This window comes from Nocardia sp. bgisy134, assembly GCF_965341865.1.
Classification (GTDB): Bacteria; Actinomycetota; Actinomycetes; order Mycobacteriales; family Mycobacteriaceae; genus Nocardia.
This window is the reverse complement of sequence record NZ_CBDQZP010000003.1, coordinates 414,588-440,094: the sequence shown is the minus strand read 5'-3', so window position 1 is coordinate 440,094 and position 25,507 is coordinate 414,588. Positions and strand designations below refer to the sequence as shown.

The window sequence follows — 25,507 nt, the reverse complement described above, 5'->3', positions numbered from 1 at the left end:
GATGTCTCACGCAGAATCGGTCGCATCCAGCGGACTCGGCAACCGCACCTACCCACCCCGGCATGCGCTGCTGCGCCGCGCCTACGGTGTGGAGGACCTACCCGGCCTGCTCGACATCGTGGCCGAGCTGGCGCCCGAGCGCATCGCGCTGCGGCACGGCGACACCGCGGTCGGCTACGCGGCGCTGGCCACCGAGGCCGCGGCGCTCGGCGCGGCCATGGGCGGCGGACTGAGCCCGGATGCCCTGGTTTCGGTGGTGATCTCGGGCAGGCTTCCGGAGTTGCTCGAATCCGGTGACGGCGCGCTCGGCGAGGTGCTCGACCGGTTGCTCGACGACGTGCTGCTGATCGCCGCCGACGTGCTGCCGACCGCGTTCACCCCGGTCGAGACGCTGGTCAGCGAATTCAAGGAGCAGGTCAAGCGCACCCCGGAGGCTGTCGCACTGGTATTCGGCGACGCCACACTCACCTATGCCGAGTTCGACGCGCGCGTCACCGCCCTGGCTCGGCGCCTGCGGGAGCTGGGCGTCGGGCCGGACGCGCTGGTGGGGCTGGCCGTGCGGCGCTCGTTCGAACTGCTCGTCGGCATGTACGCGATCCTCGAGGCGGGCGGCGGGTACGTGCCGATCGATCCGGAGCATCCCGCCGAGCGCATCGCCTACGTGCTCCAGACCGCGGCGCCGACGCTGGTGCTCACCACCACCGCCGATCAGCCGGAGTCGATCGCCGACAGCCGGGTGCTGCGCATCGACGAATTCGAGGCCGCCCTCCGCAGCGCCGGACAGCTCACCGGCGCCGCGGGACAACCGCTGGACACGGAGCTGCCGTTGTTGCCCGCGGCGGACAACACCGCCTACGTCATCTTCACGTCGGGCTCGACGGGTCGGCCGAAAGGCGTTGCCGTCGAGCACCGTTCGATCCTGGCCAACCTGCGCTGGCGGCAGCGGCTGTACCGGCTGTCGGAGGCCGACGTGGTGTTGCAGAAGACGCCGTTCACCTTCGACGTGTCGGTGTGGGAGTTCTTCTGGCCCTTGCAGATCGGCGCGCGGCTGGTGATCGCCGAGCCCGACGGCCATCGCGATCCGGCCTACCTGGCCCGCACGATCGCCGACTACGGCGTCACCGTGGCACATTTCGTGCCGTCGATGCTCGCGGTGTTCGTCGCCGAGCCGGAGATCGAAGCGGCCGCGGACACCCTGCGCCTGGTCTTCGCCTCCGGCGAGGCGCTGCCCGCGGCCACCGCGGCCGCCTTCCGCGACGTCAGCGGCGCGACCCTGCACAACCTGTACGGTCCGACCGAGGCGGCGGTCGACGTGACCGCGCACGAGGTGACCGCCGCCGACACCACGAGCGTGCCGATCGGCACGGCCGCCGACGACACCGAACTGCTGGTGCTCGACGCGAACCTGCGTCCGGCTCCGGCGGGTGTGGTCGGCGAGCTGTACCTGTCCGGCGTACAGCTGGCCCGCGGCTACGTGGCCCGTCCGGGTCTCACCGCGGATCGGTTCGTGGCGAACCCCGAGGGCGCGCCGGGCGATCGGATGTACCGCACCGGCGATCTGGTCCGCTGGGTGTCCGGCGTGGACGGCGGTCCTGCCGAACTGGAATACCTGGGCCGCACCGACTTCCAGGTGAAGGTGCGCGGGTTGCGCATCGAACTGGGCGAGGTCGAGGCCGGGCTGCTGCGCGACGAGCAGGTGGCGCAAGCCGCGGTCACGCTGCACCGGCACGCGGGCGGCGATCACCTCGTCGGCTACGTGGTGGCGGCCGGTGGCGGCGCGGTCGACACCGCAGCTGTGCTCGTCACCGCGCGGGCGCACCTGCCGGAGTACATGGTGCCCTCGCTGGTGCAGGTGCTGGACGAGATGCCGGTCAACGCGAACGGCAAGCTGGACCGTCGGGCGTTGCCCGAACCCGACTTCGGCGCCGCCGCGGTCGAATACCGCGAACCCGCGACCGGCGCCGAGCGTCGCGTCGCCGAGATCTTCGCCGACCTGCTCGACGCGCCGCGGGTCGGCGCGGACGACGACTTCTTCGCCCTCGGCGGCAACTCGCTGCTGGCGGCGCGCGCGATCGCCAGGGTCGCGGCGGCGCTCGGCGTCGCGATCGACGTCAGGGACTTCTTCGACCGGCCGACGGTGGCTGCGGTGGCCGCGCTGTCCGGCGCGGGGGCCCCGCGAACTGCGCTGGTGGCGGGGCCGCGCCCGGAGCACGTTCCGCTCTCGCCCGCGCAGCGGCGCATGTGGTTCCTCAACCGGCTGGGCGCGAATGCCGCGGTGGACAACATTCCGGTGGCGCTGCGCCTGCGCGGCGCGCTCGACGTGCCCGCGCTGTCGGCCGCGATCACCGATCTCGTCGCGCGCCACGAGATCCTGCGTACCGTCTACCCGCAGACCGAGGCGGGCCCGGTGCAGGTGGTGCGGCCGATGCACGCCGTCTTCGATCTGACGCCCTCCGAGATTCCTGGGGAGCGGCTGGCCGAGGCGGTGCGCGCCGTCGCGAGCCAGGGCTTCGACGTCGCCGAGGAGATCCCGGTGCGGGTGCGCCTGCTGCGCAGCGGCGCGCGGGACCACACCTTGGTGCTCGTGGTGCACCACATCGCCGCCGACGGCGTCTCGATGGGACCGCTGATGCGCGACCTGGTCACCGCCCACGCCGCGCGCCGGGCCGGCGCGGCGCCGGGCTGGCAGCCGCTCGCGGTGCAGTACGCCGACTACGCGCTGTGGCAGCGCGCCGTGCTCGGCGACGAGGACGATCCGGAATCGGCGGCGGCGAGTCAGCTGGGATTCTGGCGGACCGAATTGGCGGAGCTCCCAGCGCAATTGGATCTTCCGTCGGACCGCCCGCGGCCGGCCGTGGCGTCCTACCGCGGCACCACCCACGAATTCGCACTGGACGCCGACCTGCGCGCCGCCGTCGGACGGGTCGCCGAGCGCTGCGGCGCGACGCCGTTCATGGTGCTGCACGCCGCGCTGGCCGCGCTGCTGGCCCGGCTCTCCGGCACCTCCGACATCGCTGTCGGCACCCCGGTCGCGGGCCGCGGCGAGCCCGCGCTGGACGACCTGGTCGGCATGTTCGTCAACACCCTTGTGTTGCGCACCGAGGTCGCGCCCGCCGCGACCTTCGCGCAGCTCGTCGGGCACGCGCGCGAACGCGACCTGCGTGCGTTCGCCCACGGCGACATTCCGTTCGAGCAGTTGGTCGAGGCGGTGAACCCGCCGCGTTCGCAGGGCAGGCACCCGCTGTTCCAGGTGGCGCTGTTCATGCAGAACATGGCGCCCGTCCCGCTCGCCATGCCCGAACTCGACACGCAGCTTGTCGACTTCGAATCCGGGTTCGCCAAGTTCGATCTCCAGCTGACGCTTTCCGAGCCTGCCGCCGCGGTGGGCGGATACCGGGCCGAATTCACCTACGCCACCGACCTGTTCGACGCCGCGACGGTCCGGGAGTTCGCCGCGAAGTTCGTTCGACTGCTGCGCGCCGCCGTCGGCACGCCGGACGCGCCCGTCGGCGATATCGAACTGCTCGACGCGGGTGAGTTCGACTACGTGACCGCGAGCTGGAACGCCAGCGGCCACCGGGTCGCCGACCGCTTCCTGCACGAGGGTTTCGACAACCAGGTCCGGCGCACCCCCGGCGCGGTCGCCCTCGTCGCCGACGACGACACAGCGCTCACCTACACCGAGCTCTCCGAACGGGCCAACCGGCTGGCGCGGATGCTGATCGACACCGGCGTCGGGCCGGAATCGCTTGTGGTGCTGGCTATGCCGCGTTCGGTCGAGCTGGGTGTCGCGATGTACGCCGTACTGCGCGCGGGCGGCGCGTACGTGCCGGTGGACCCGGCGCACCCCGCCGAGCGCATCGGTCACATCATCGACACGGCCGCGCCGCACACCATCCTGACCACCCGCGCTGCCGGATTCACGCCGCCCGGCACGGTGCCGTCGTCCGTGCGCGTGCACCATCTCGACGAGCTGGACCTCGCCGGCTACTCGGCGGCCAAGATCGCCGACGGCCAGCGGACCGCCGCGCTGCACCCCGAGCATCCCGCGTACGTCCTCTTCACCTCCGGTTCCACCGGTCGGCCCAAGGGCGTCTCGATCAGCCACCGCGCCATCGCCAATCAGCTGGCCTGGATGCACGACGAATACCGTGTGCGCGCGGGCGATGCGTACCTCCAGAAGACCGCGACCACCTTCGACGTCTCGCTGTGGGGCTACTTCCTGCCGCTGCGCGCGGGCGCGACGCTGGTGCTCGCCGCCCCGGACGGCCACCGCGATCCGCGCTACATCGCGGAAACCATTGCCCGCCACGGCGTCACGCTCACCGACTTCGTGCCGTCCATGCTGGCGGTCTTCGCCGCGCACGCCGAGGCCGACGAGCTGGCCTCGCTGCGCGATGTGTTCGTCATCGGCGAGGCGCTGCCGCCGGAGACCGTCGCGGCCTTTCACGCGGTCTCCGACGCCGGGCTGCACAACCTGTACGGCCCCACCGAGGCGGCCGTGTCCATCACCTACCGCGAGGTCACCGTCGACGACACCCCGCAGGTGCCGATCGGTGAGCCGGAATGGAATTCGCAGGTCTACGTGCTGGATTCGCGGCTGCGTCCAGTGCCGATCGGCGTGCCGGGCGAGCTGTACCTGGCCGGGGACCAGCTGGCCCGCGGCTACCACGGCCGGGTCGACCTGACCTCGGATCGCTTCGTGGCCAACCCCTTCGGCGCGCCCGGCGCGCGCCTGTACCGCACCGGCGACCTGGTGCGCTGGAGTCAGGACGGCGAACTGGTCTACCTCGGCCGCGTCGATTTCCAGGTGAAGTTCCGCGGTCAGCGCATCGAACTCGCCGAGATCGAGACCGCGCTGCTCGCCGCGCCCGAGGTCGGCCAGGCGGCTGTGCGGCTGATCACCGCCGAGACCGGCGACTATCTGGCGGGCTATGTCATCGCGGCCCCGGCGCGGCAAGACTCCGGCGCGGAACTGGACCTGGACGCGCTGAAGGCCGGTCTCGGCCGGGTGCTGCCCGCGTACATGGTGCCGACCGCGCTCGTGCAGCTGACCGAATTCCCGCGTAACACCAGCGGCAAGCTCGACCGTGCGGCCCTGCCGATTCCGGTGTTGCAGGCCAAGGGTTTTCGCGCTCCGGTCGACGCGGCGCAGCGGCTGGTCGGCGCCGTCTTCGCCGAGGTGCTCAGGGTCGAGCGGGCCGGGCTGGACGACGACTTCTTCGCGCTCGGCGGCAGCTCGCTGGACGCCACCCAGGTCACCGCCCGCGCGGGCGAGGCGGTCGGCGCGCGCATCCCGGTGCGCGCCCTCTTCGAGGCATCCACGGTCGAGGGCTTCGCCGCCGCGGTGGCCGAGCTGGCGACCGAGGGCCGCACGCGGCTGCCCTTGACTCGCCGGGACCGGCCGGAGCGCATTCCGCTCTCGCCCGCGCAGCAGCGGTTGTGGTTCCTCAATCGCCTGGAAAGCCAGGACGATGCACCCGGCGTCTACAACCTGCCCGTCGTGCTTCGCCTGACCGGCAGGCTCGACGTGCGCGCGGTGGAGCGGGCCGTGCTCGACGTGCTCGCCAGGCACGAATCGCTGCGGACCATCTATCCGGAGACCGAGGACAGTCCCTACCAGTCGATCCTGGACGCGGACGACATCGGTCTGAGCTTGCACCCCGTCGAGGTCGAGCGCGCCGAGCTCGCCGACACCATCGCGGCGATCGCGGGCGGCGGTTTCGACGTCACCGCCGAGCTGCCCGCGCGGGTCGCGCTGCTTGCCGTCGACCACGTCGACGACGGGCGCGGCGTGCCCGCCGACGAATACGCGCTGGTGTTCGTCGTCCACCACATCGCCGCCGACGCGCTCTCGATGACGCCGCTCGTCACCGACCTGATCCGCGCCTACCGGGCCAGGCTGATCGGCAAACAGCCCGATTGGCCCGAATTGCCCGTCCAGTACGCCGATTACAGTCTGTGGCAGCGTGAGCTACTCGGGGCGGCGGAACGGCCCGGCGATCTGGCGCACCAGCAGCTGCGGTTCTGGCGCGACGCCCTCGGCGGACTGCCCGCCGAGCTGCCGCTGCCGACCGACCGGCCGCGTCCGGCGCGGCCCAGCCGGCGTGGCGCGGCCGTCGATTTCGCGATCGACGGCGAGGTCGCCGCCGGGCTGCGGGCACTGGCCGCCCGCTCCGGTGCCACGCTGTTCATGGCGCTGCACGCCGCCTTCGCCGCCACGCTGGCGCGGTGGGGCGGCGCGGACGACATCGTCGTCGGCACGCCGATCGGCGGGCGCGGCGAGCGCGATCTCGACGCCATGATCGGCATGTTCGTCAACACCCTCGCGCTGCGCACCCGGGTCGGCTGGGACGTACCGTTCGAGGTCTTCCTCGCCGAGGTGCGCGATACCGACCTGGCCGCGTTCGCCAACGCGGAGCTGCCGTTCGAGCAGCTGGTCGACGCCATGGAGGTCGATCGCGGCACCGGCGCGCACCCGCTGTTCCAGGTGCTGCTGAGCTTCGGCGCGGCCGGGCAGACGCCGTCGGCCGTCGAGGTCCCCTGGCTGACCGTCGAGCCGATCGACATCCCCGACGACGGCGCGAAATTCGACCTGCACCTGGTGCTCGGCGAACTCGCCGCGGACGCCGGGCTGTCCGGCAGCCTGCGCTACGCCACCGATCTGTTCGACGCCGCGACGGTGGACGCGTTCGTCACCGGACTGCGGCGGATGCTCGGCGCGGTGGCCGCCGACCCGGCGGCGCGCGTCGGCGAGATCGACCTGCTCGACGCCGACGAACGGGCGCTCGTGTTGGATCGCTTCAACGACACCGTGCACCCTGTGGACGAATCCGCCACGCTCGCTTCATTGTTCGCCGTGCAGGCGGCGCGCACCCCGGATCGCCCCGCGCTCACCTTCGACGGCGCGACGCTCACCTACGCCGAACTCGCCGCGCGGGTCAACCGGCTGGCGCGCTGGTTGATCGCGCAGGGCGTCGGCCCGGATTCGCTGGTGGCGCTCGGCATGCGGCGCTCCATCGATCTGGTTGTCGGCATGTACGCGATCACGGCCGCGGGCGGCGGCTACGTGCCGCTGGACCCCGACCATCCCGCCGAACGCACGGAACACATTCTCGCCACGGCGATTCCGGTGGCGGTGCTGACCTCCGGCGCCGATCTGGACCTCGCCGCGGCGCAGATCCGCATCGACCGGCTCGACCTGTCCGGATACTCCGACGCACCGATCACCGACGCCGAACGCCGCGGCACGCTGCGCGCCGCGAACACCGCGTACGTCATCTTCACCTCCGGCTCGACGGGCAGGCCCAAGGGCGTCGCGGTCGGTCACGGCGCGATCGTGAACCGGTTGCGCTGGATGCAGTCGGCGTACGTCGCGCTGGACCCGGACGACGTGCTGCTCCAGAAGACGCCCGTCGCCTTCGACGTGTCGGTGCCGGAGTTCTTCTGGCCGCTCCAGGTCGGCGCGCGGCTCGTGCTCGCCCGCCCCGACGGACACCGCGACCCGGCCTACCTCGCCGAGCTGATCCGCCGCGAGGGCGTCACCGCGGCGCATTTCGTGCCGTCCATGCTGGCGGCGTTCGTCGCCGAGGAGCCGGACGTCCCCACCCTGCGGCACGTCTTCTGCTCCGGCGAGGCACTGCCCGCCGCCACCGCGCAGCGGATGCGCGCGCTCACCTCGGCGCGGGTGCACAACATGTACGGGCCCACCGAGACGGCGGTCGAGGTGTCGGCGCACGAGGTGACCGACGCGGACACCGGTGCGCTGCCGATGGGCGGACCCGTGTGGAACACGCGGATGTACGTCCTCGACGCGCGTCTGCGTCCGGTCCCGGTCGGCGTGCCGGGCGAGTTGTATCTGGCCGGTGCGCAGCTGGCCCGCGGCTATCTGGGCCGGGCCGACCTGACCGGAGATCGCTTCCTGGCCGACCCCTTCGGCGCGCCGGGCGCACGGATGTACCGCACCGGCGACCTGGTGCGGTGGACGGCGGCGGGGGAGGTGCGGTTCCTCGGCCGCACCGACTTCCAGGTGAAGGTGCGCGGCCTGCGCATCGAACTCGGCGAGATCGAGACGGCGCTGCTCGCGGCGCCCGGGGTGGCGCAGGCCGCGGTGCTGGTCCGCGATGATCACGGCACCGGCGACCAGCTGGTCGCCTACCTGAGGTCGGAGACCGCGCTCGACCTCGACCTGGTGCGCGCGGAGGCCGCCCGCCGACTACCGGCGTACATGGTGCCCGCCGAGTTCGTGGTGCTCGACGCCTTCCCGGTGAACGCTTCCGGCAAGCTGGACCGCGGGGCCCTGCCCGCACCCGCGCGGCGCACCGTGGCATTCCGCGCGGCCGAAGGCACCGCGGAAACCCTTGTCGCCGATACCTTTCGCGCGCTGCTCGGCGCCGATCGGGTCGGCGCGGACGACGACTTCTTCGCGTTCGGCGGCAACTCGCTCGTCGCGACGCAGCTCGCCGCGCGGTTGTCCAGGGCCACCGGAACGCAGGTGCCCGTGCGCGCCGTGTTCGACGCGCCCACCGTGCGCGAGCTGGCCAGGCACGTGCGGTTCGACGGCCCGGCCGCGCCCGTGACGCTGCCGCCGCTGCGCGCAGGGGAGCGCGGCGAGACCATTCCACTCTCGATCGCGCAGCAGCGCATGTGGTTCCTGAACCGATTCGACAGCGCGAGCGGCGGTTACAACATCCCGTTCGCGCTGCGGCTGACGGGCGCGCTGAACGTGGCCGCCCTCGCCGCGGCCGTCGCCGACGTGATCGCCAGGCACGAGACGCTGCGCACCATCTATCCGGAACACGACGGCGCGGCGACCCAGGTGGTGTTGCCCCCTGGCACCCGGCTGGTCGATGTGACACCGCGCCCGGTGCGCGCCGCCGAACTGCCCCCGCTGATCGCGGCGGCGGCCGAAACCGGCTTCGACGTGACGTCCGAAGTGCCGCTGCGGGTTCGGCTGCTGCACGTCGAGGACGGCGGCGCCCAGCCGGTGCACGTGCTGCTGTTCGTGGTGCACCACATCGCGGCCGACGGCTGGTCCTTCGCGCCGCTGACCCGCGATCTGGCCGCCGCCTACGTCGCGCGCTGCGCGGGGTCCGCGCCCGCTTGGCGTCCGCTGCCCGTTCAGTACGCCGATTTCGCGCTCTGGCAGCGCGCGGCGCTGGGCCGCGCGGACGACCCGGACTCGGTGCTGGCCGGCCAGTTGCGCTACTGGACGCACCGCCTGGCGGGCCTGCCCGAGGTGCTGGCGCTGCCTTCGGATCGTCCGCGCCCTGCGGTCGCCTCGAACCGCGGCGGCGCCGTCACCGGACGACTCGACGCCGCCATGCACCGCGATATCCAGGAGCTCGCCGCGGCACACCGGGTCACCCCGTTCATGGTGCTGCACGCCGCGCTGGCCGCGCTGCTGAGCAGGCTGGCCGCCTCCGGCGACGTCGTCGTCGGCGCACCGGTGGCCGGGCGTGGCGACGAGGCGCTGGACGAGCTCGTCGGCATGTTCGTCAACACCCTCGTGCTGCGCACCGAGGTGCGCGCCGACGCCACCCTCGCCGACTTGCTCACGGTGGTCAGGACCGCCGACCTGGCCGCGTTCGAGCACGCCGCGGTGCCGTTCGAGCAGCTCGTCGATGCACTGAATCCAGTACGCTCGCAGGCGCATTCGCCGCTCTACCAGGTGGCGTTGACGCTCCAGAACCAGACGAAGCCCGACTTCCGTCTCCAGCGGCTCGCCATCGGCGCGCTCGACATCGGGCCCGCCCCGATCCAGCTCGACCTGGACTGGACCCTGACCGACCGCTACGACGCGGACGGCGAGCCCGACGGCATCGACGTGCACCTGCACTACGCGCTCGACCTGTTCGACGAGCACACGGTCACCGATTTACTCGCCGGATTCGAGCGGGTGCTGCGCGCCATGGCACGCGACACCAGGACCGCGGTCGGCGACGTCGAGCTGATGTCGGTCGCCGAGCGCGGCATGCTGCTGGCCGACCGGAACGCGACCGCGCGTTCGCTGCCCGCCGAGACACTCGACGACCTGCTGACCGCCCGCGCCGCCGCCGATCCGGACGGTCGCGCGGTGACCTACGAGAACGAGTCGCTTACCTACGCTGCGCTGGCCGACCGGGTGAACCGGCTGGCGCGGCTCCTGATCGCCGAGGGCGTCGGCCCGGACATCGTCGTCGGGCTCGCCGCGCTGCGTTCGCTGGACATGCTCGTGGCGATGTTCGCGATCGTGCGCGCCGGGGGCGCGTACCTTCCGCTCGACCCCACACATCCGGCCGACCGGCTCGCCCAGGTGATCGAAAGCGCCCACCCCGCACTTGTCTTGGTCGTCGGCGGCGCCGAACTGCCTGCGATGCCGCATGTGCGCGTGCTTCGCCCCGCCGACCTGGACCTCTCCGGGTACTCCGCCGAGCCGGTCGCCGATGCCGAGCGCCGCGCCGCGCTGCGCCGGGACAACCTCGCGTACGTGCTGTTCACGTCGGGCTCGACCGGACGGCCCAAGGGCGTCGCGGTCACCCACCGCGCCATCATGAACCAGCTGCGCTGGCTCGAGCACCGGTACGAGGTCACGGCGGCCGACCGCATCCTGCAGCGCGCGCCGCTGACCTTCGACGTCTCGGTGTGGGAATGCTTCCTGCCCGTCGCGGTCGGCGCGCCGCTGGTGATCGCCCGGCCCGGCGGACACCTCGATCTGGCCTACTTCGCCGGGCTGCTGCGCGAACACGGGATCACCATCGCCGAATACGTGCCCTCGGTGCTCGCCGCGCTCATCGGCGAGGGCATGGGCGACGCGCTGCGCTCGTTCCGGCATCTGCACTGCGGCGGCGAGGCGCTCACGCCCGATCTGCTCGCCGCGATTCGCGGCAGCTTCGACGGCGCGGTGCACAACGCCTACGGCCCGACCGAGGCCGCGATCTCAGCGGTGTATCACGAATTCACCGACGCCGAAGTGACTTCCGGCCGCGAGGTGGCGATCGGGCGACCCTGCTGGAACACCCGCGTCTATGTGCTCGACGCGCGGCTGCGCCCGGTGCCCGTCGGCGTGCCCGGCGAGCTCTACCTCGCGGGCGATCAGCTGGCCCGCGGCTACCAGGGCCGCTCCGGGCTGACCGCGGAACGGTTCGTCGCCGACCCGTTCGGCGTGCCGGGCGCGGTGATGTACCGCACCGGCGATCTGGTCCGCTGGAACCGCGCGGGCGACCTGATCTATCTGGGCCGCAACGATTTCCAGATCAAACTGCGCGGCCAGCGGATCGAGCTCGGCGAGATCGAGTCGGCGCTGGCCGGGGTGCCGGGCGTGACCAACGCGGCGGTCGTGGTGGCCGAGGACAGCACCGGGTACGAATGCCTGGTCGGCTACGTCAGCGGGGAGATCGATGCCGAAGCGGTCCTGGACGTGGTGCGCGACCGGCTGCCCGGCTACATGGTGCCCGCACACCTGGTGGCGCTGGACGATATGCCGCTGACCACGGTCGGCAAGCTGGATCGCTCGGCCCTGCCGAAGGTCGAATTCAGCGGCGGCGCAGCGGCATACCGCGCGCCGAGGGAGGGTGCGGAATCGGTGCTCGCGGCGCTGGTCACCGACCTGCTCGGCGGATCGGCGCGGATCGGCGCGGACGACGACTTCTTCACGCGCGGCGGGAATTCGCTGCTGGCCATGCGCCTGGTGGCGCGAGCCAACGCGGCGCTCGGCTGCGCGCTCACGGTGCGCGAGGTCTTCGAAGCGCCGACGGTGGCCGAACTCGCCGTGCGCGTGCGCCTTTCGGCCGAACTGGACGACGTGATCGCGCGGCCCGCGCTGGCCGCCGGTCCGCGCCCGGAGCGAATTCCGCTGTCGCTGGCGCAGACCCGGATGTGGCTGTTGCATCGCCTCGATCCGGAATCGGCGGTCTACCACATCCCGATCACCATCCGGCTGACCGGCGCGTTGGACACCGCCGCGCTGGCCGCCGCGCTGAACGACGTGGTCGCGCGGCACGAGTCGTTGCGTACGGTGTTCCCCTCCGACGGCGACGGCCCGTTCCAGTCGGTGCGCTCCCTCGCGGAAGTGCCCGCGCTGGACCTGGACCCGAGCGTGGTCACCGAGGTCGAACTGCCGGAGTCCGTCGCCGCGTTCGCGGCCGAGCCGTTCGACTTGCGCAACCAGATCCCGGTGCGCGCCAGGCTGTTCCGTACCGCCTCCGAAGACCATGTGCTCGCCGTGGTGGTGCACCACATCGCCGCCGACGGCGTGTCCACCGCACCGCTGGCCCGCGATCTGATGGTGGCCTACACCGCCCGCGCGGCGGGCGAATCACCGCTGTGGCGTCCGCTGCCGGTGCAATACGCCGACTTCACGCTCTGGCAGCGCGAGACGCTCGGGGCGGCCTCGGACCCGGAATCGGTGCTGGCCAGGCAGATCGCACACTGGCGTGCCGAACTGGCCGGCCTCGCGCCGGTGCTGGAGCTGCCCGCCGATCGCCCGCGCCCGCCGCTCGCCAGCGGGCGCGGTGCGGCCGTGGAGTTCACGGTGTCCGCGGAACTGACCGCGGCCATTGCGGAACTGGCAAGGCGACACGGTGTTTCGTCGTTCATGGTGCTGCACGCCGCCTACGCCACCTTGCTCGGCCGCCTCGCCAGGACCGAAGACCTGGCGATCGGCACACCCGTCGCCGGACGCGCCGAACAGGCGCTCGACGAGCTCGTCGGCATGTTCGTCAACACCCTCGTGCTGCGCACCCCGGTGCGCGCGGGCGCGACCTTCGCCGATCTGCTCCGCGCGGTCCGTGAGGCCGACGTGCGCGCCTTCGCGCACGCCGATCTGCCGTTCGAGCGTCTCGTCGACGAGCTGAACCCGGTGCGCTCGCAGTCGCATTCGCCGATCGTGCAGACCCTGCTCACCCTCGAGCACCGCGACGACACGGTGCTCGAGCTGCCCGGGCTGGAGGTGTCGGCCTACCCGCTGGACAACCGCGTCGCTCAGTTCGACCTGGCGCTCGAACTGGTCGAACACCGGCAGGGGGCGGGCACGGCGCTGCGCGCGCTGCTGCGCTACGCGACCGACCTGTTCGACCGCGCCACGGTGCAATCCTTCGGGGCGCGATTCACCCGGATCCTGGAGACCGTGGTGGCCGACCCGGCGATCCGGGTCGGCGATATCGAACTGCTCGACCCCGCCGAACGGGCGCTCGTGCTTCAGCGATGGAACGACACCGCGCACCCGGTCGCCACGAGCCCGCACACCCTGGTCTCGCTGTTCGAAGCGCAGGTCGCGCGCACACCCGAGGCGATAGCGGTCGCCTTCGAGGGGACGGGTCCGGCCCACTCGTACGGCGAGTTCGCCACTCACGTGCACCGTTTGGCGCGCTGGTTGGTGACGCAGGGTGTCGGTCCGGGTTCCTGTGTGGCGCTGGGTATGCGGCGCTCGCTCGATCTGGTCACGGCGATGTACGCGGTGGCGGCGGCGGGCGGCGCGTACGTGCCGCTCGATCCCGATCATCCGGTCGATCGCACCGAATACGTGCTGACCACGGCGCGTCCGGTATGCGTGCTGACCTCGGGGATGGATCTGGAAGTCGCCGCGGCGCCGCAGGTTCGGATCGATCGCCTCGAGCTGTCCGGCTTCGCAGACGGACCGCTGACCGACGCCGACCGGCTCGGCGCGCTCGTCCCCGGCCACCCCGCGTACGTCATCTTCACCTCCGGCTCCACCGGTCGCCCCAAAGGCGTCGCCGTCTCGCACGCCGCCATCGTCAACCGGCTGGTGTGGATGCAGGACCGCTACGGGCTGCGCGCCGACGACGCGGTGCTCCAGAAGACGCCGGCCACCTTCGACGTGTCGGTGTGGGAGTTCTTCTGGCCCTTGCAGATCGGTGCGCGCTTGGTCGTCGCGCGGCACGACGGGCATCGCGATCCGGCCTACCTGGCCAGGCTCATCGCGGCGGAACGCATCACCACGGTGCATTTCGTGCCTTCGCTGCTCGCGGTGTTCCTCAACGAGCCGCTGGCCCGCGACTGCGCCGCGCTGCGCCGGGTCTTCGCGTCCGGCGAGGCGCTGCCCGCGCCCGTCGCGCAGCGGGCGCGACGCGTCCTGGGCGCGCGGGTGCACAATCTCTACGGCCCGACCGAGGCCGCGGTGGACGTGACCTATCACGAGGTCACCGACGCGGACACCGGCTCGGTGCCGATCGGCAGGCCGGTGTTCAACACCCGGCTGCTCGTGCTCGACGCCCGGCTGCGGCCGGTGCCGGTCGGCGTGCCGGGTGAGCTGTACCTGGCGGGCGGGCAGCTGGCGCTCGGCTACCTGGCGCGACCTGACCTGACCTCGGATCGGTTCGTGGCCGACCCGTTCGGCGCTCCCGGCGACCGCATGTACCGCACCGGCGATCTGGTGGTGTGGAACGCCAACGGTGAACTGGAGTATTTGGGCCGCACCGATTTCCAGGTGAAGCTGCGCGGTCTGCGGATCGAGCTCGGCGAGATCGAGGCCGCGCTCACGGGCTTGGACGCGGTCGGCCAGGCCGTCGTCGTCGTGCGCGGCGCAGGCCACGGCGATCAGCTGGTGGCCTACCTGACCGCCGCGGGCGGACCGATCGACATCGACGCCGTGCGCGCGCGGCTGGCCGCCGAACTTCCCGGCTACATGGTGCCGTCGGCCTTCGTGGTGCTCGATGAATTCCCGCTCAACTCCTCGGGCAAGCTGGACCGCGCGGCACTGCCCGCACCCGTGGTCGCGGCGGCGGTCTTCCGCGTGCCGGAGACCGACGCGGAGCGCACTGTCGCGGCCCTGTTCGGTGAGCTGCTGGGCGTCGAACAGGTCGGCGCCGACGACGACTTCTTCGCACTGGGCGGCAATTCGCTGATCGCCACCCAGGTGGCCGCGCGGCTCGGCGCCGAGCTCGGCGCCGACATCCCGGTGCGGATGCTGTTCGACGCGCCGACGGTCGCGGCCCTGGCCGAGCGCGCGGAGAGTGCGGGCGCCGCCCGCCGTCCCATCCTCACCGTCGGCCCGCGCCCGGAGATGATTCCGCTCTCGCCCGCGCAGCAGCGGATGTGGTTCCTGAACCGGTTCGATCCCGACGAGACCGTCAACAACATCCCGGTCGCCCTCCGCTTCGCGGGCGAGCTGGACACCGCGGCGCTGACCGCCGCGATCGCCGACGTCGTCGACAGGCACGAAACTCTCCGCACCGTCTACCCGGACCGCGACGGCACCGGCCACCAGCTGATCCTGGACGCCGCGGTGCCCGCGATCACCGAGTTGGACGCGACCGACCCGGCCGCCGCGCTCGCCGAATTCGTCGCCACCCCGTTCGACGTGACCGCCGAGGTTCCGCTGCGCATCGGGCTGGCCAGGCTCGCGGAGCACGAGCATCTGCTCGCCCTCGTCGTGCACCACATCGCCGCCGACGGCTTCTCGATGGGACCGCTGGCCCGCGATCTCGCCGCCGCGTACGCCGCGCGCGTCACCGGCGCCGCGCCGGACTGGGCGCCGCTGCCCGCGCAGTACGCCGACTACGCGCTGTGGAAGCACGAAATCCTCGGCGCAGAGGACGATCCGGACGCGATCGCCGCCCGTCAGCTGGCGTACTGGCGGCAGGCGCTGCGCGGTCTGCCCGCGCAGCTCGACCTGCCCGCCGACCGGCCGCGCCCCGCCGTCGCCTCGCACGCCGCCGCGAGCGTCACTCTGCTGCTCGACCCGGCGCTGCGCTCGGGCATCGCGACCTTGGCCGCGCGGCACGACGCGACGCCGTTCATGGTGGTGCACGCCGCGCTCGCGGTGCTGCTCGCCCGGCTCTCCGGCACCGCGGACATCGCCATCGGCGCGCCGATCGCCGGGCGCGGCGAACGCAGGCTCGACGACCTGGTCGGCATGTTCGTCAACACCCTGGTGCTGCGCACCGCGGTGCCGGGCGCGGACCCCTTCGCCGCCGTGCTGCGGCGGGTGCGCGAGGGCGATCTGGACGCGTTCGCCCACGCCGAGGTGCCCTTCGAGCGGCTGGTCGAGGTGCTCGACCCGCCGCGCTCGCAGGCGCGCCACCCGCTGTTCCAGGTCGCGCTGTTCTTCCAGAACCTGGCCCCCGTCGCGGTGCGGCTGCCGGGGGTCACCGTGGCCGAATACGAGTTCGACTACGAGACAACACGTTTCGATCTGCAACTGACGGTCTCCGACGACGCGGTGCGGTTCAGTTACGCCACCGACCTGTTCGACGCGGCGACCATCCGCACCTTGGGCGAGCGCTTCCGGCGGCTGCTGGCCGCGGTGATCGCGGACCCGAGCCTGCCGGTGGGCGACATCGACCTGTTCGGCGCGGGCGAACTGCACCGGGTGGTCACCGAGTGGAACGACTCCGCGCACACCGCGTTCGTGGCGGAGATGCTGCTCGACGAGTTCGAGGCGCAGGCCGCGGCCACCCCGAACGATCCGGCGCTGGTGTACGTCCCCGACGACGGCGCGCCCGCCTCGGTGCTCACCTATGGCGAACTCGATCAGCGCGCCAACCAGCTGGCGCGCCACCTGATCGAGGCGGGCGTGGGACCGGAATCGCTGGTGGCCCTGGCCATCCGACGCTCCATCGACCTCGTGATCGCCATGTACGCGGTGCTCAAGGCGGGTGGCGCCTACGTGCCGATCGATCCCGATCACCCCGCCCAGCGCATCGTCCATATCCTCGACACCGCGCGCCCCGCCGCTCTGCTCACCACCGAGCGCGACCGCGCCGAACTCGGCTACACCGGACACACGGTGTGCGTGGACACCGTCGTGCTCGACGGCTATGCCGACGACCCGATCGCGACCGAGGAGCGCGGCGCGCCCATCCACCCGGCGAACCCGGCGTATGTGATCTTCACGTCGGGCTCGACCGGAAAGCCCAAGGGCGTCAGCGTGTCCCACGCGGCGATCGTCAACCAGATGACCTGGATGCAGTCGGAATACCGAGTGCGCGCCGACGACGTGTACCTGCAGAAGACCGCGACCACCTTCGACGTCTCGCTGTGGGGCTACTTCCTGCCGCTGCGCGTCGGCGCGACGCTCGTGCTCGCGAGCCCGGACGGACACCGCGATCCCGGTTACCTCACCGAGGTGATGGGCCGTTACGGCGTCACCGTCACCGACTTCGTGCCCTCGATGCTCAGCGTTTTCGCCGGACACGTGCACGGCGCCGGGCAGCGCGCCGCCCTCGACGCGCTGCGCACGGTCTTCGTGATCGGGGAGGCGCTGCCCGCCGAGACCGTCCGCGCGTTCGGCACGGTGAGCGCCGCCCGGCTGCACAACCTGTACGGCCCCACCGAAGCCGCGGTGAGTATCACCTACCGCGACGTGACGGGCGAGACCGAGCGCACCGTGATGCCGATCGGCAACCCGGAGTGGAACAGCAGGGTGTACGTGCTGGATTCGCGGCTGCGGCCGACGCTGCCGGGAGTGGCGGGGGAGTTGTACCTGGCGGGCACACAACTCGCCCGCGGCTATCACGGCCGACCGGACCTGACCTCGGATCGGTTCGTGGCCAACCCGTTCGGCGCTCCCGGCGACCGCATGTACCGCACCGGCGATCTGGTGCGCTGGGAGACCGGCGACACCGCCGAGCTGGTGTACCTGGGGCGCACCGATTTCCAAGTGAAGTTCCGCGGCCAGCGCATCGAGCTCGGGGAGATCGAGGCGGTGCTCGCCGCGGTCGCGGGCGTGTCCCAGGCCGCGGCGCTGGTGGTCGGCGATCACTTGGTCGGCTATGTGGTGCCAACGCCGGAGAGCGCATCGGCCGCGCGCGAACTCCAAGGCGCGCTGCGCGCGGCGGCACGGGCGGCGCTGCCGTCCTACATGCTGCCTTCGGCCTTCGTGGTGCTCGACGCGTTCCCGCTCAACGCCTCGGGCAAGCTCGAGCGCACCGCGCTGCCGGAGCCGGTGTTCGACCGGGTGGCCTACACGGCCCCGGTCAGCCCGGCCGAGCGCCTGGTGGCCGCCGCTTTCGAGGCCGTGCTCGACCGCGGGCCGGTGGGTGCCGACGACAGCTTCTTCGATCTCGGCGGCAACTCGCTCAGCGCTACCAGGGTGCTGGCCCGGCTCGGTGAACGGCTCGGCAGACGGGTGCCGGTACGCCTGCTGTTCGCGGCGCCGACTGTTCGCGCGCTGGCGGACGGGATCGTCTCGGCCGCTGGTGATTCCGTCGTTCCGCTGGTCGCCGGTCCGCGGCCGGAGTCGGTTCCGCTGGCGCCCGTGCAGCGCGGCATGTGGTTCCTCAACCGCCTCGACCCGTCGTCCGCCGCGCACAACATCCCGGTCGCGCTGCGGATCCGCGGCGAACTGGACGAAGTGGCGCTCGCGGCGGCGTTCGCCGATGTGGTGGCGCGGCACGAGGCGCTGCGCACGGTCTACCCGGCGGCCGCCGACGGCACGGCGCACCAGGTGATCCTGCCCGCGGCCGCCGCGCCTGTGCGGCTGGCCGTCGAACCCCTCGATGCCGCTCCTATCGAGGACCGGATCGCCGAATTCCTCACCGCGGGTTTCGATGTCACCACCGAGGTCCCCGTGCGGGCGGTGCTGCTGCGCGAGAGCCCGGCCAGCCGGGTGCTCGTCGCGGTGTTGCACCACATCGCCGCCGACGGGTACTCGATGCGACCGATGTTGCGAGATCTGCTCTCCGCCTATCTGTCTCGGGTGCTCGGCACAGCGCCGACGTGGCCGGAGCTGGCCGCGCAGTACGCGGACTACGCACTGTGGCAGGCCGCCGCAGTGGAAAACGCGGCCGCCGAGGAGCTTTCGTTCTGGCGCGAGACGCTGCGCGACCTGCCGGAAGACCTGGCGCTGCCCACCGACCGCCCGCGTCCGCCGGTAGCCAGCAAGCGCGGCGGGAATGTGCGCGCCCGGATCGGCGGGGGCGTGGGCGCGCGGGTGCGCGACCTCGCCCGCGAGCACCACGCGACGCCGTTCATGGTGGTGCACACGGCGCTCTCCGTGCTGCTCGCCAGGCTCTCCGGTTCCGACGACATCGCGATCGGCACGCCCGTTGCCGGTCGCGGCGCGGCGGCGCTGGACGACCTGGTCGGCATGTTCGTGAACACGCTGGTGCTGCGCACCCGCCCGCGCGCCGAGCAGTCGTTCACCGATCTGCTCGCCGCGACGCGGTCCGCCGACTTGGCGGCGTTCGCGCACGCCACCGTGCCGTTCGAGCGGGTCGTCGACGAGCTCGGCGCGGCCACCACGCAGGCGCGGCATCCGCTGTTCACCGTCGCCATGAGCTACCTGAACACCGGCGACGACGCCTTCGCGGTGCCGGGACTAGAGCTCTCCGGCGTCGAATTCGACGAGCCCGTAGCGCGTTTCGACCTCCAGTTCACCGTCGCCGCGGACCGGGACGCCGACGGATATCTCGCCGTCGAGCTCAACTACGCGACCGATCTGTTCGACCACGGCACCGCCGCCGGGCTGCTGCGCCGCTTCGGCCGCGTCCTCGGCGCGCTGACCGCCGAGCCGGGACGCCCGATCGGCGCGGTGGATCTGCTCGCACCCGCCGAGCGCGCCGAACTGCTCGCCCGGCGCGGCGGCGCGGCCGTACCGCCGCGGACCTTGGCCGAGACGATGGCGGCGGCGGTCGCCATGAACCCGGACGGCATCGCCGTGCGCTGCGGTGATCGGGAGCTGACCTACCGCGCGCTGGACGAGCAGTCCTCTCGCCTGGCCAGGATGCTCGCCGGGCACGGCATCGGCGCGGAGGACATCGTCGCGATCGCCGTTCCGCGCTCGGCCGAATCGCTGCTCGCGGTGTGGTCGGTGGCCAAGACCGGCGCGGCCTTCGTCCCGGTGGACCCGACCTATCCGGCCGACCGGATCGCCCACATGCTCACCGACTCGGGCGCGGTCATCGGCCTCACGATCGGCGACGCGCACACCGCGCAGCCCGGCGCCGTCGAGTGGCTGGTGCTCGACGCGCCGGCCACAGTGGCGCGGATGCGGCACACCAGCGCGGCCCCGCTCGGCCCGGACGAGCTGGTGCGTCCGGTGCGCACCGACCACGCGGCATGGATGATCTACACCTCGGGCTCGACCGGCGTGCCGAAGGGCGTGCTCGCCACGCACGCGGGCATCGCGGGAGTGGCGCGCGCGCAACGGGATCGGTATTCGGTGACGGCCGAGTCGCGGGTGCTGCACGTGTCCTCGCCGAGCTTCGACGCCTCGATGCTGGAGCTGTTGTTCGCGCTCGCGGCGGGCGCGACCTTGGTCGTGGCGCCGGCGGGGGTCTACGGCGGGGCCGAGCTGACCGCGTTCATCCGCGATCATCGGGTGACCCACGCGTTCCTCACGCCCGCGGTCCTGCAAACCCTCGATCCGGCACAGCTGCCCGAGCTGGAGCGGCTGACCGTCGGCGGTGAGTCGTACGGGCCGGATGTGGTGCGGCGCTGGAGCGTCGGACGCGAGATGTACAACACCTACGGGCCGACCGAGACCACGATCATCACCACCATCAGCGCGCGGATGCACCCCGGCGAATCGTTCGACATGGGCACGCCGATCCACGGCATGTCCGCGCTGGTGCTCGACGACCGCCTGCGCCCGGTCCCGGTCGGCGTCGCGGGCGAACTGTACCTGCGCGGTCCCGGCCTGGCCCGCGGATACCATGCGCGGCCGGGACTTTCGGCGGATCGGTTCGTCGCGGACCCCTACGGTCCCGCGGGCGGACGGATCTACCGCACCGGTGACCTGGCGCGCTGGACAGCGTCCGGTGCGCTCCAGCACCTCGGCCGCACCGACCACCAGGTGAAGGTGCGCGGCCTGCGCATCGAACTCGGCGAGATCGACGCCGTGCTCGCCGCGCACGAATCCGTGGCGTACGTGGTGACCGTGGGGCATACCGATGCCAACGGCGTGGTCGCGCTGGTCTCCTATGTGGTGGCCGCGCCGGGCCGCACCGTCGACGCGACGGAACTCACCGCCTTCGCGGGACGGTCGCTGGCCGCTTACATGGTGCCCGCCGCCATCATGGCGCTCGACGAGCTTCCGTTGACGCCGGTCGGGAAGCTGGATCGAAAGGCGCTGCCGGAGCCCGAATTCCGGGCCGCCACGTTCCGCGCACCGCGTACGGCGGCGGAACGGGCGGTGGCCGAGACCGTCGCCGGGGTCCTCGGTCTCGATGACAACGGCCGCGTCGGCTTGGACGACGACTTCTTCGTCCTCGGCGGAAACTCGCTCACCGCAACCCAGCTCGCCGCCCGACTCGGCGCCGCGTTCGGCGTCACCGTGGGCGTGCGCACCGTGTTCGAGCACTCGACCGTGGCCGCGCTGGCGGACGAGTTGGGCGGCGCCGACGCGTCGGAGGCACGGCCCGCGCTGATCGCGCGCACAGGCGACGAGCCGGTGCCGCTGTCGCTGGCGCAGCAGCGCATGTGGTTCCTGAACCGCCTCGACCGCCAGTCCACCGCCTACAACATTCCGCTCGCGGTGCGGCTGAGTGGAACGCTCGATGTCGGCGCGCTCGATGCCGCCGTCGCCGACGTGGTGGCCAGGCACGAGGTGCTTCGTACCGTCTACCCGCAGCGGACGACCGGGCCGGTGCAGGTGGTGTTGCCGGTCGACGCGGCGGGCACGCCGGTGCTCACCCCGATCGATGTCCCGATCGACGACCTACCCGTCGCCGTCGCGGATTTCGTCGGCGCGGGGTTCGACGTGATGGACGCGGTTCCGCTGCGCGCCAGGCTCTTCCGCCCCGTCGCCGAGGACGGCGGCGAGACCGATTCCGCGGCAACGGAACACGTGCTCGTGGTGGTGGTACACCATATCGCCGCCGACGGCTCCTCCCTGGCGCCCTTGGCCAGGGACGTGATGCTGGCCTACGCCGCACGCAAACACGGTCGCGCGCCCGGTTGGGCGCCGCTGCCGGTGCAGTACGCCGACTACAGCCTCTGGCAGCGCGCACTGCTCGGCTCCGAGGACGATCCAGAATCCGTGGTGGCGCGCCAACTCCGGTTCTGGACCGAAACGCTCGACGAGCTGCCCGCGCAACTGCCGTTGCCCACGGACCGGCCGCGGCCCGCGGTCGTGTCCACCAGGGGCAGGCATGTCGATTTCACGGTCGACGCCGAATCCCATGCGGCGCTGGTCGAAGTGGGGCGCGCCGGCGGGGCGACGCTGTTCATGGTGGTCCACGCCGCCTTCGCGGCGCTGCTCGCGCGGCTGTCCGGCACCGGCGACATCGCCGTCGGCACGCCCGTGGCAGGCCGGGGCACGGCCGAACTGGACGACGTGGTCGGCATGTTCGTCAACACCCTCGTGCTGCGCACCCGGGTGGACGCGAGCGAGGAGTTCACCGCACTGCTGGACCGGGTGCGGGCCGCCGACCTCGCGGCGTTCGCGCACGCCGACGTCCCCTTCGAGCGGTTGGTCGAGGTGCTCAACCCCGAACGATCCACCGCGCGGCACCCGCTGTTCCAGGTCGGCTTCTCTTTCCACAACCAGATCGAGGCCGATTTCACACTCGACGGCCTGACCGCCACCGCCGTCGACTTCGACTCCGAGGTCTCCCAGTTCGACCTGCACCTGGTGGTCACCGACCGCTACGACGCGCACGGCGCGCCCGCGGGTCTCGCGGCGACGATCACCTACGCCACGGTGCTGTTCGACGAGGCGACCGTCGCGGGTTTCGCGCGGCGGCTGCAACGGCTGCTCGCGGCCGTGTGCACCACGCCGCGGCTGCCCGTCGGTGACCTGCCGCTGCTGGACGGCGCCGAGGCCGAACGCATGCTCGTCGCCTGGAACGCCGCCGATCGGGAATTCGCGCCGGACACGCTGGTCACCGCGTTCGAGTCGCAGGTGGTGCGCACGCCCGACGCGGTCGCCGTCGTGGATGACGCACGCACCGTGACCTACGCCGAATTCGCCGCGCGAGTGAACCGGCTGGCCCGGGTGCTGATCGGACGCGGCATCGCACCGGAATCGCCGGTGGCGCTGGCCATTCCGCGCAGCGTCGACCTGCTGGTCGCGATGTACGCGGTGGTGACGGCGGGCGGCGCGTACGTGCCGCTCGACCCGGCGCACCCGCTCGACCGGACCACCGGCGTGCTGGCGGCGGCGAACCCGGAACTTGTGCTCACCTCGGGAAACAGGCCGATGCTGCCCGCCGAGGTCTCCGATCACGAGGTGCTGTTCGACATCACGACGGTCCCGGCGAACGTCGATGCCGCGCCGGTACGGGACGCCGAACGGGTGCGGGCGCTGTCGCCGGACAACACCGCGTACGTCATCTTCACCTCGGGCTCGACCGGCGTCCCCAAGGGCGTTGCCGTCCCGCATCGCGCGGTCGCGCACCAGCTGGACTGGATGCAGTCGGAATACGGGCTCGGCGCCGACGACGCAACGCTGCTGATGACCTCGGCCGCGTTCGACCTGTCGGTGTGGGAATTCTGGTGGGCGCTGCGCACCGGTGCGCGGGTCGTGCTCGCACCCATCGGCGCGCAGCGCGACCCGGAAGGCGTGCTCGACCTGGTCCGGCGGGCGTCGGTCACCACGGTCACACTCGTGCCCTCGCTGCTAGCCATGCTGGCCGAGGTGTCGGGCAGGCGCAGGCTGCCTCGTTCACTGCGCAGGCTGCTGGTGATCGGTGAGGCGCTGCCCGCCGCGACCGTCGCGCGGGTCGGCGCGCTCACCGACGCGCGCGTCGACAATCTGTACGGGCCGACGGAGGCGGCCGTCTCGGTGACCCGGTACCGGGCGACCGTCGGTGCGCCGTCAGGGGTGCCGATCGGCGCAGGGGCGGCCGGTGCGGGGACGGTGCCGATCGGCACAGCGACGTTCGAGCCGACCGGCGCTGCGGTGCTCGAGTCGACAGACGCCGGGACGACTTTGCCGACCGGCACGGCGGTCCCGGTGCCACTCAACGCTGCGGCGACGGTGGCAACCGGCACCGTGAGGGCGATGCCGACCGGCACGGTGCCGATCGGCACTCCGGAGGCGGGCACCCAGGTGTACGTCCTCGACGACCGGATGCACCCGGTGCCCGCGGGCGTCACCGGCGAGCTGTACCTGGGCGGCGCGCAGCTGGCCCGCGGATACCACGGCAGGCCGGAGTCGAGCGCGGAACGCTTCGTGGCCAATCCGTTCGGCGCGCCGGGCGGCAGGCTCTACCGCACCGGTGACATGGTCCGTTGGGGCTCCGACGGCAACCTCCACTACGTGGAACGGCGCGACTTCCAAGTGAAGGTGCGCGGCTATCGCATCGAACTGGCCGAGATCGAACACGCGCTGCGCGCCAGGCCCGGTGTGGCGGACGCCATCGTCGTCGCGTACCGCGCGGATGACGAGAACGCCATGCTGGTCGGCTATTTCACGGGATCGACGCCGCTCGACATCGATGCGCTGCGCGCCGCGCTGGGCGAGGCGCTGCCGAGCTACATGGTGCCCGCCGCGCTGGTTCGGCTGGACGCGCTGCCGCTCAACGCCAACGGCAAGGTGGATCGCGTCTCGCTGCCGCGACCCGCACTGTCCGTGCGCGAGTTTCGCGCTCCGGCGACCGAACTGGACCGCGTGGTGTGCGCCGTCTTCGCCGAGGTGCTGGACGCGCAGCGGGTCGGCTTGGACGACAACTTCTTCGAACGCGGCGGCAACTCGCTGCTCGCCACCCGCTTGGCCACCCGGCTGAGCGCGGAACTCGGCGAACCGGTCCCGGTCGTGTGGTTGTTCTCCGCGCCGACGCCGGCCGGGCTGGTCGCCCAGCTCGAGCTGACCAGGTCGGGACGCGGGCGGGTGGACGCGGCGGCGGCCTTCGACGTGCTGCTCCCGCTCCGGCCGGGCGGCGGCAAGGAGCCGCTGTTCTGCCTGCACCCGGTCGGCGGCGTGGCCTGGTCGTTCGCCGGTCTCGCCGCGCACGTCGACCCGGAGCGCGCGCTCTACGGCCTGCAATCTCCGGTGCTGAATTCGACGGAGCCGCTGCCGGATTCGATCGAAGACTCGGCGCGGCGCTACGTCGCGGAGATCCGCGTCGTGCAGCCGGAGGGTCCCTACCACCTGCTCGGCTGGTCGCTCGGCGGCGTGCTCGCGCACGCCGTCGCGATCCAGTTGCAGGACCAGGGACAGCACGTCGCGACGCTGGCCATGATGGACAGCCCGCGCACGGTCGCGGCGACCGACACCACCGTGCCGCTGGCCGACCTGCTCGGCGGGCTGCTCGGTGAACAAGCCGCCGACGCGGACACCGGACTCGGCCTCGCCGAACTCGCCGCTCGCATCGCCGAACTGCCGGAACCGTTCTCCTCCTTCGGCGCCGAACGGCTCGCACGGCTGTTGGACGCGGGAACTCGCTCCCTCGACCTGCTCCGTCGCTACCGGCCCCGCCGCTACAAGGGCAACCTGGTGTATTTCACCGCCGCCCTGGACGATCCGACCGGCGCCACCGGGGCCGCGAGCTGGTCCGAGGCCGTGGACGGCACCGTGCACAACCACGCCGTCGTGGCCACCCACTGGCGGATGACCTCCGAATCGGCCCTCGCCCGCATCGGCCACGTGCTGGCCGCGGGCTGGGCGGACACCGACCGCGCATGA

1 protein-coding gene is annotated in these 25,507 nt (G+C 72.2%); it reads left to right on the top strand.

Features of this window, described 5'->3' with window-relative positions; all coding sequences use genetic code 11:
- The first annotated feature begins 1 nt into the window (after position 1).
- Positions 2-25,507, top strand: a complete 25,506-nt coding sequence (locus tag ACRWNM_RS08515) for a non-ribosomal peptide synthase/polyketide synthase (protein WP_431965235.1) — start codon at positions 2-4, stop codon at positions 25,505-25,507.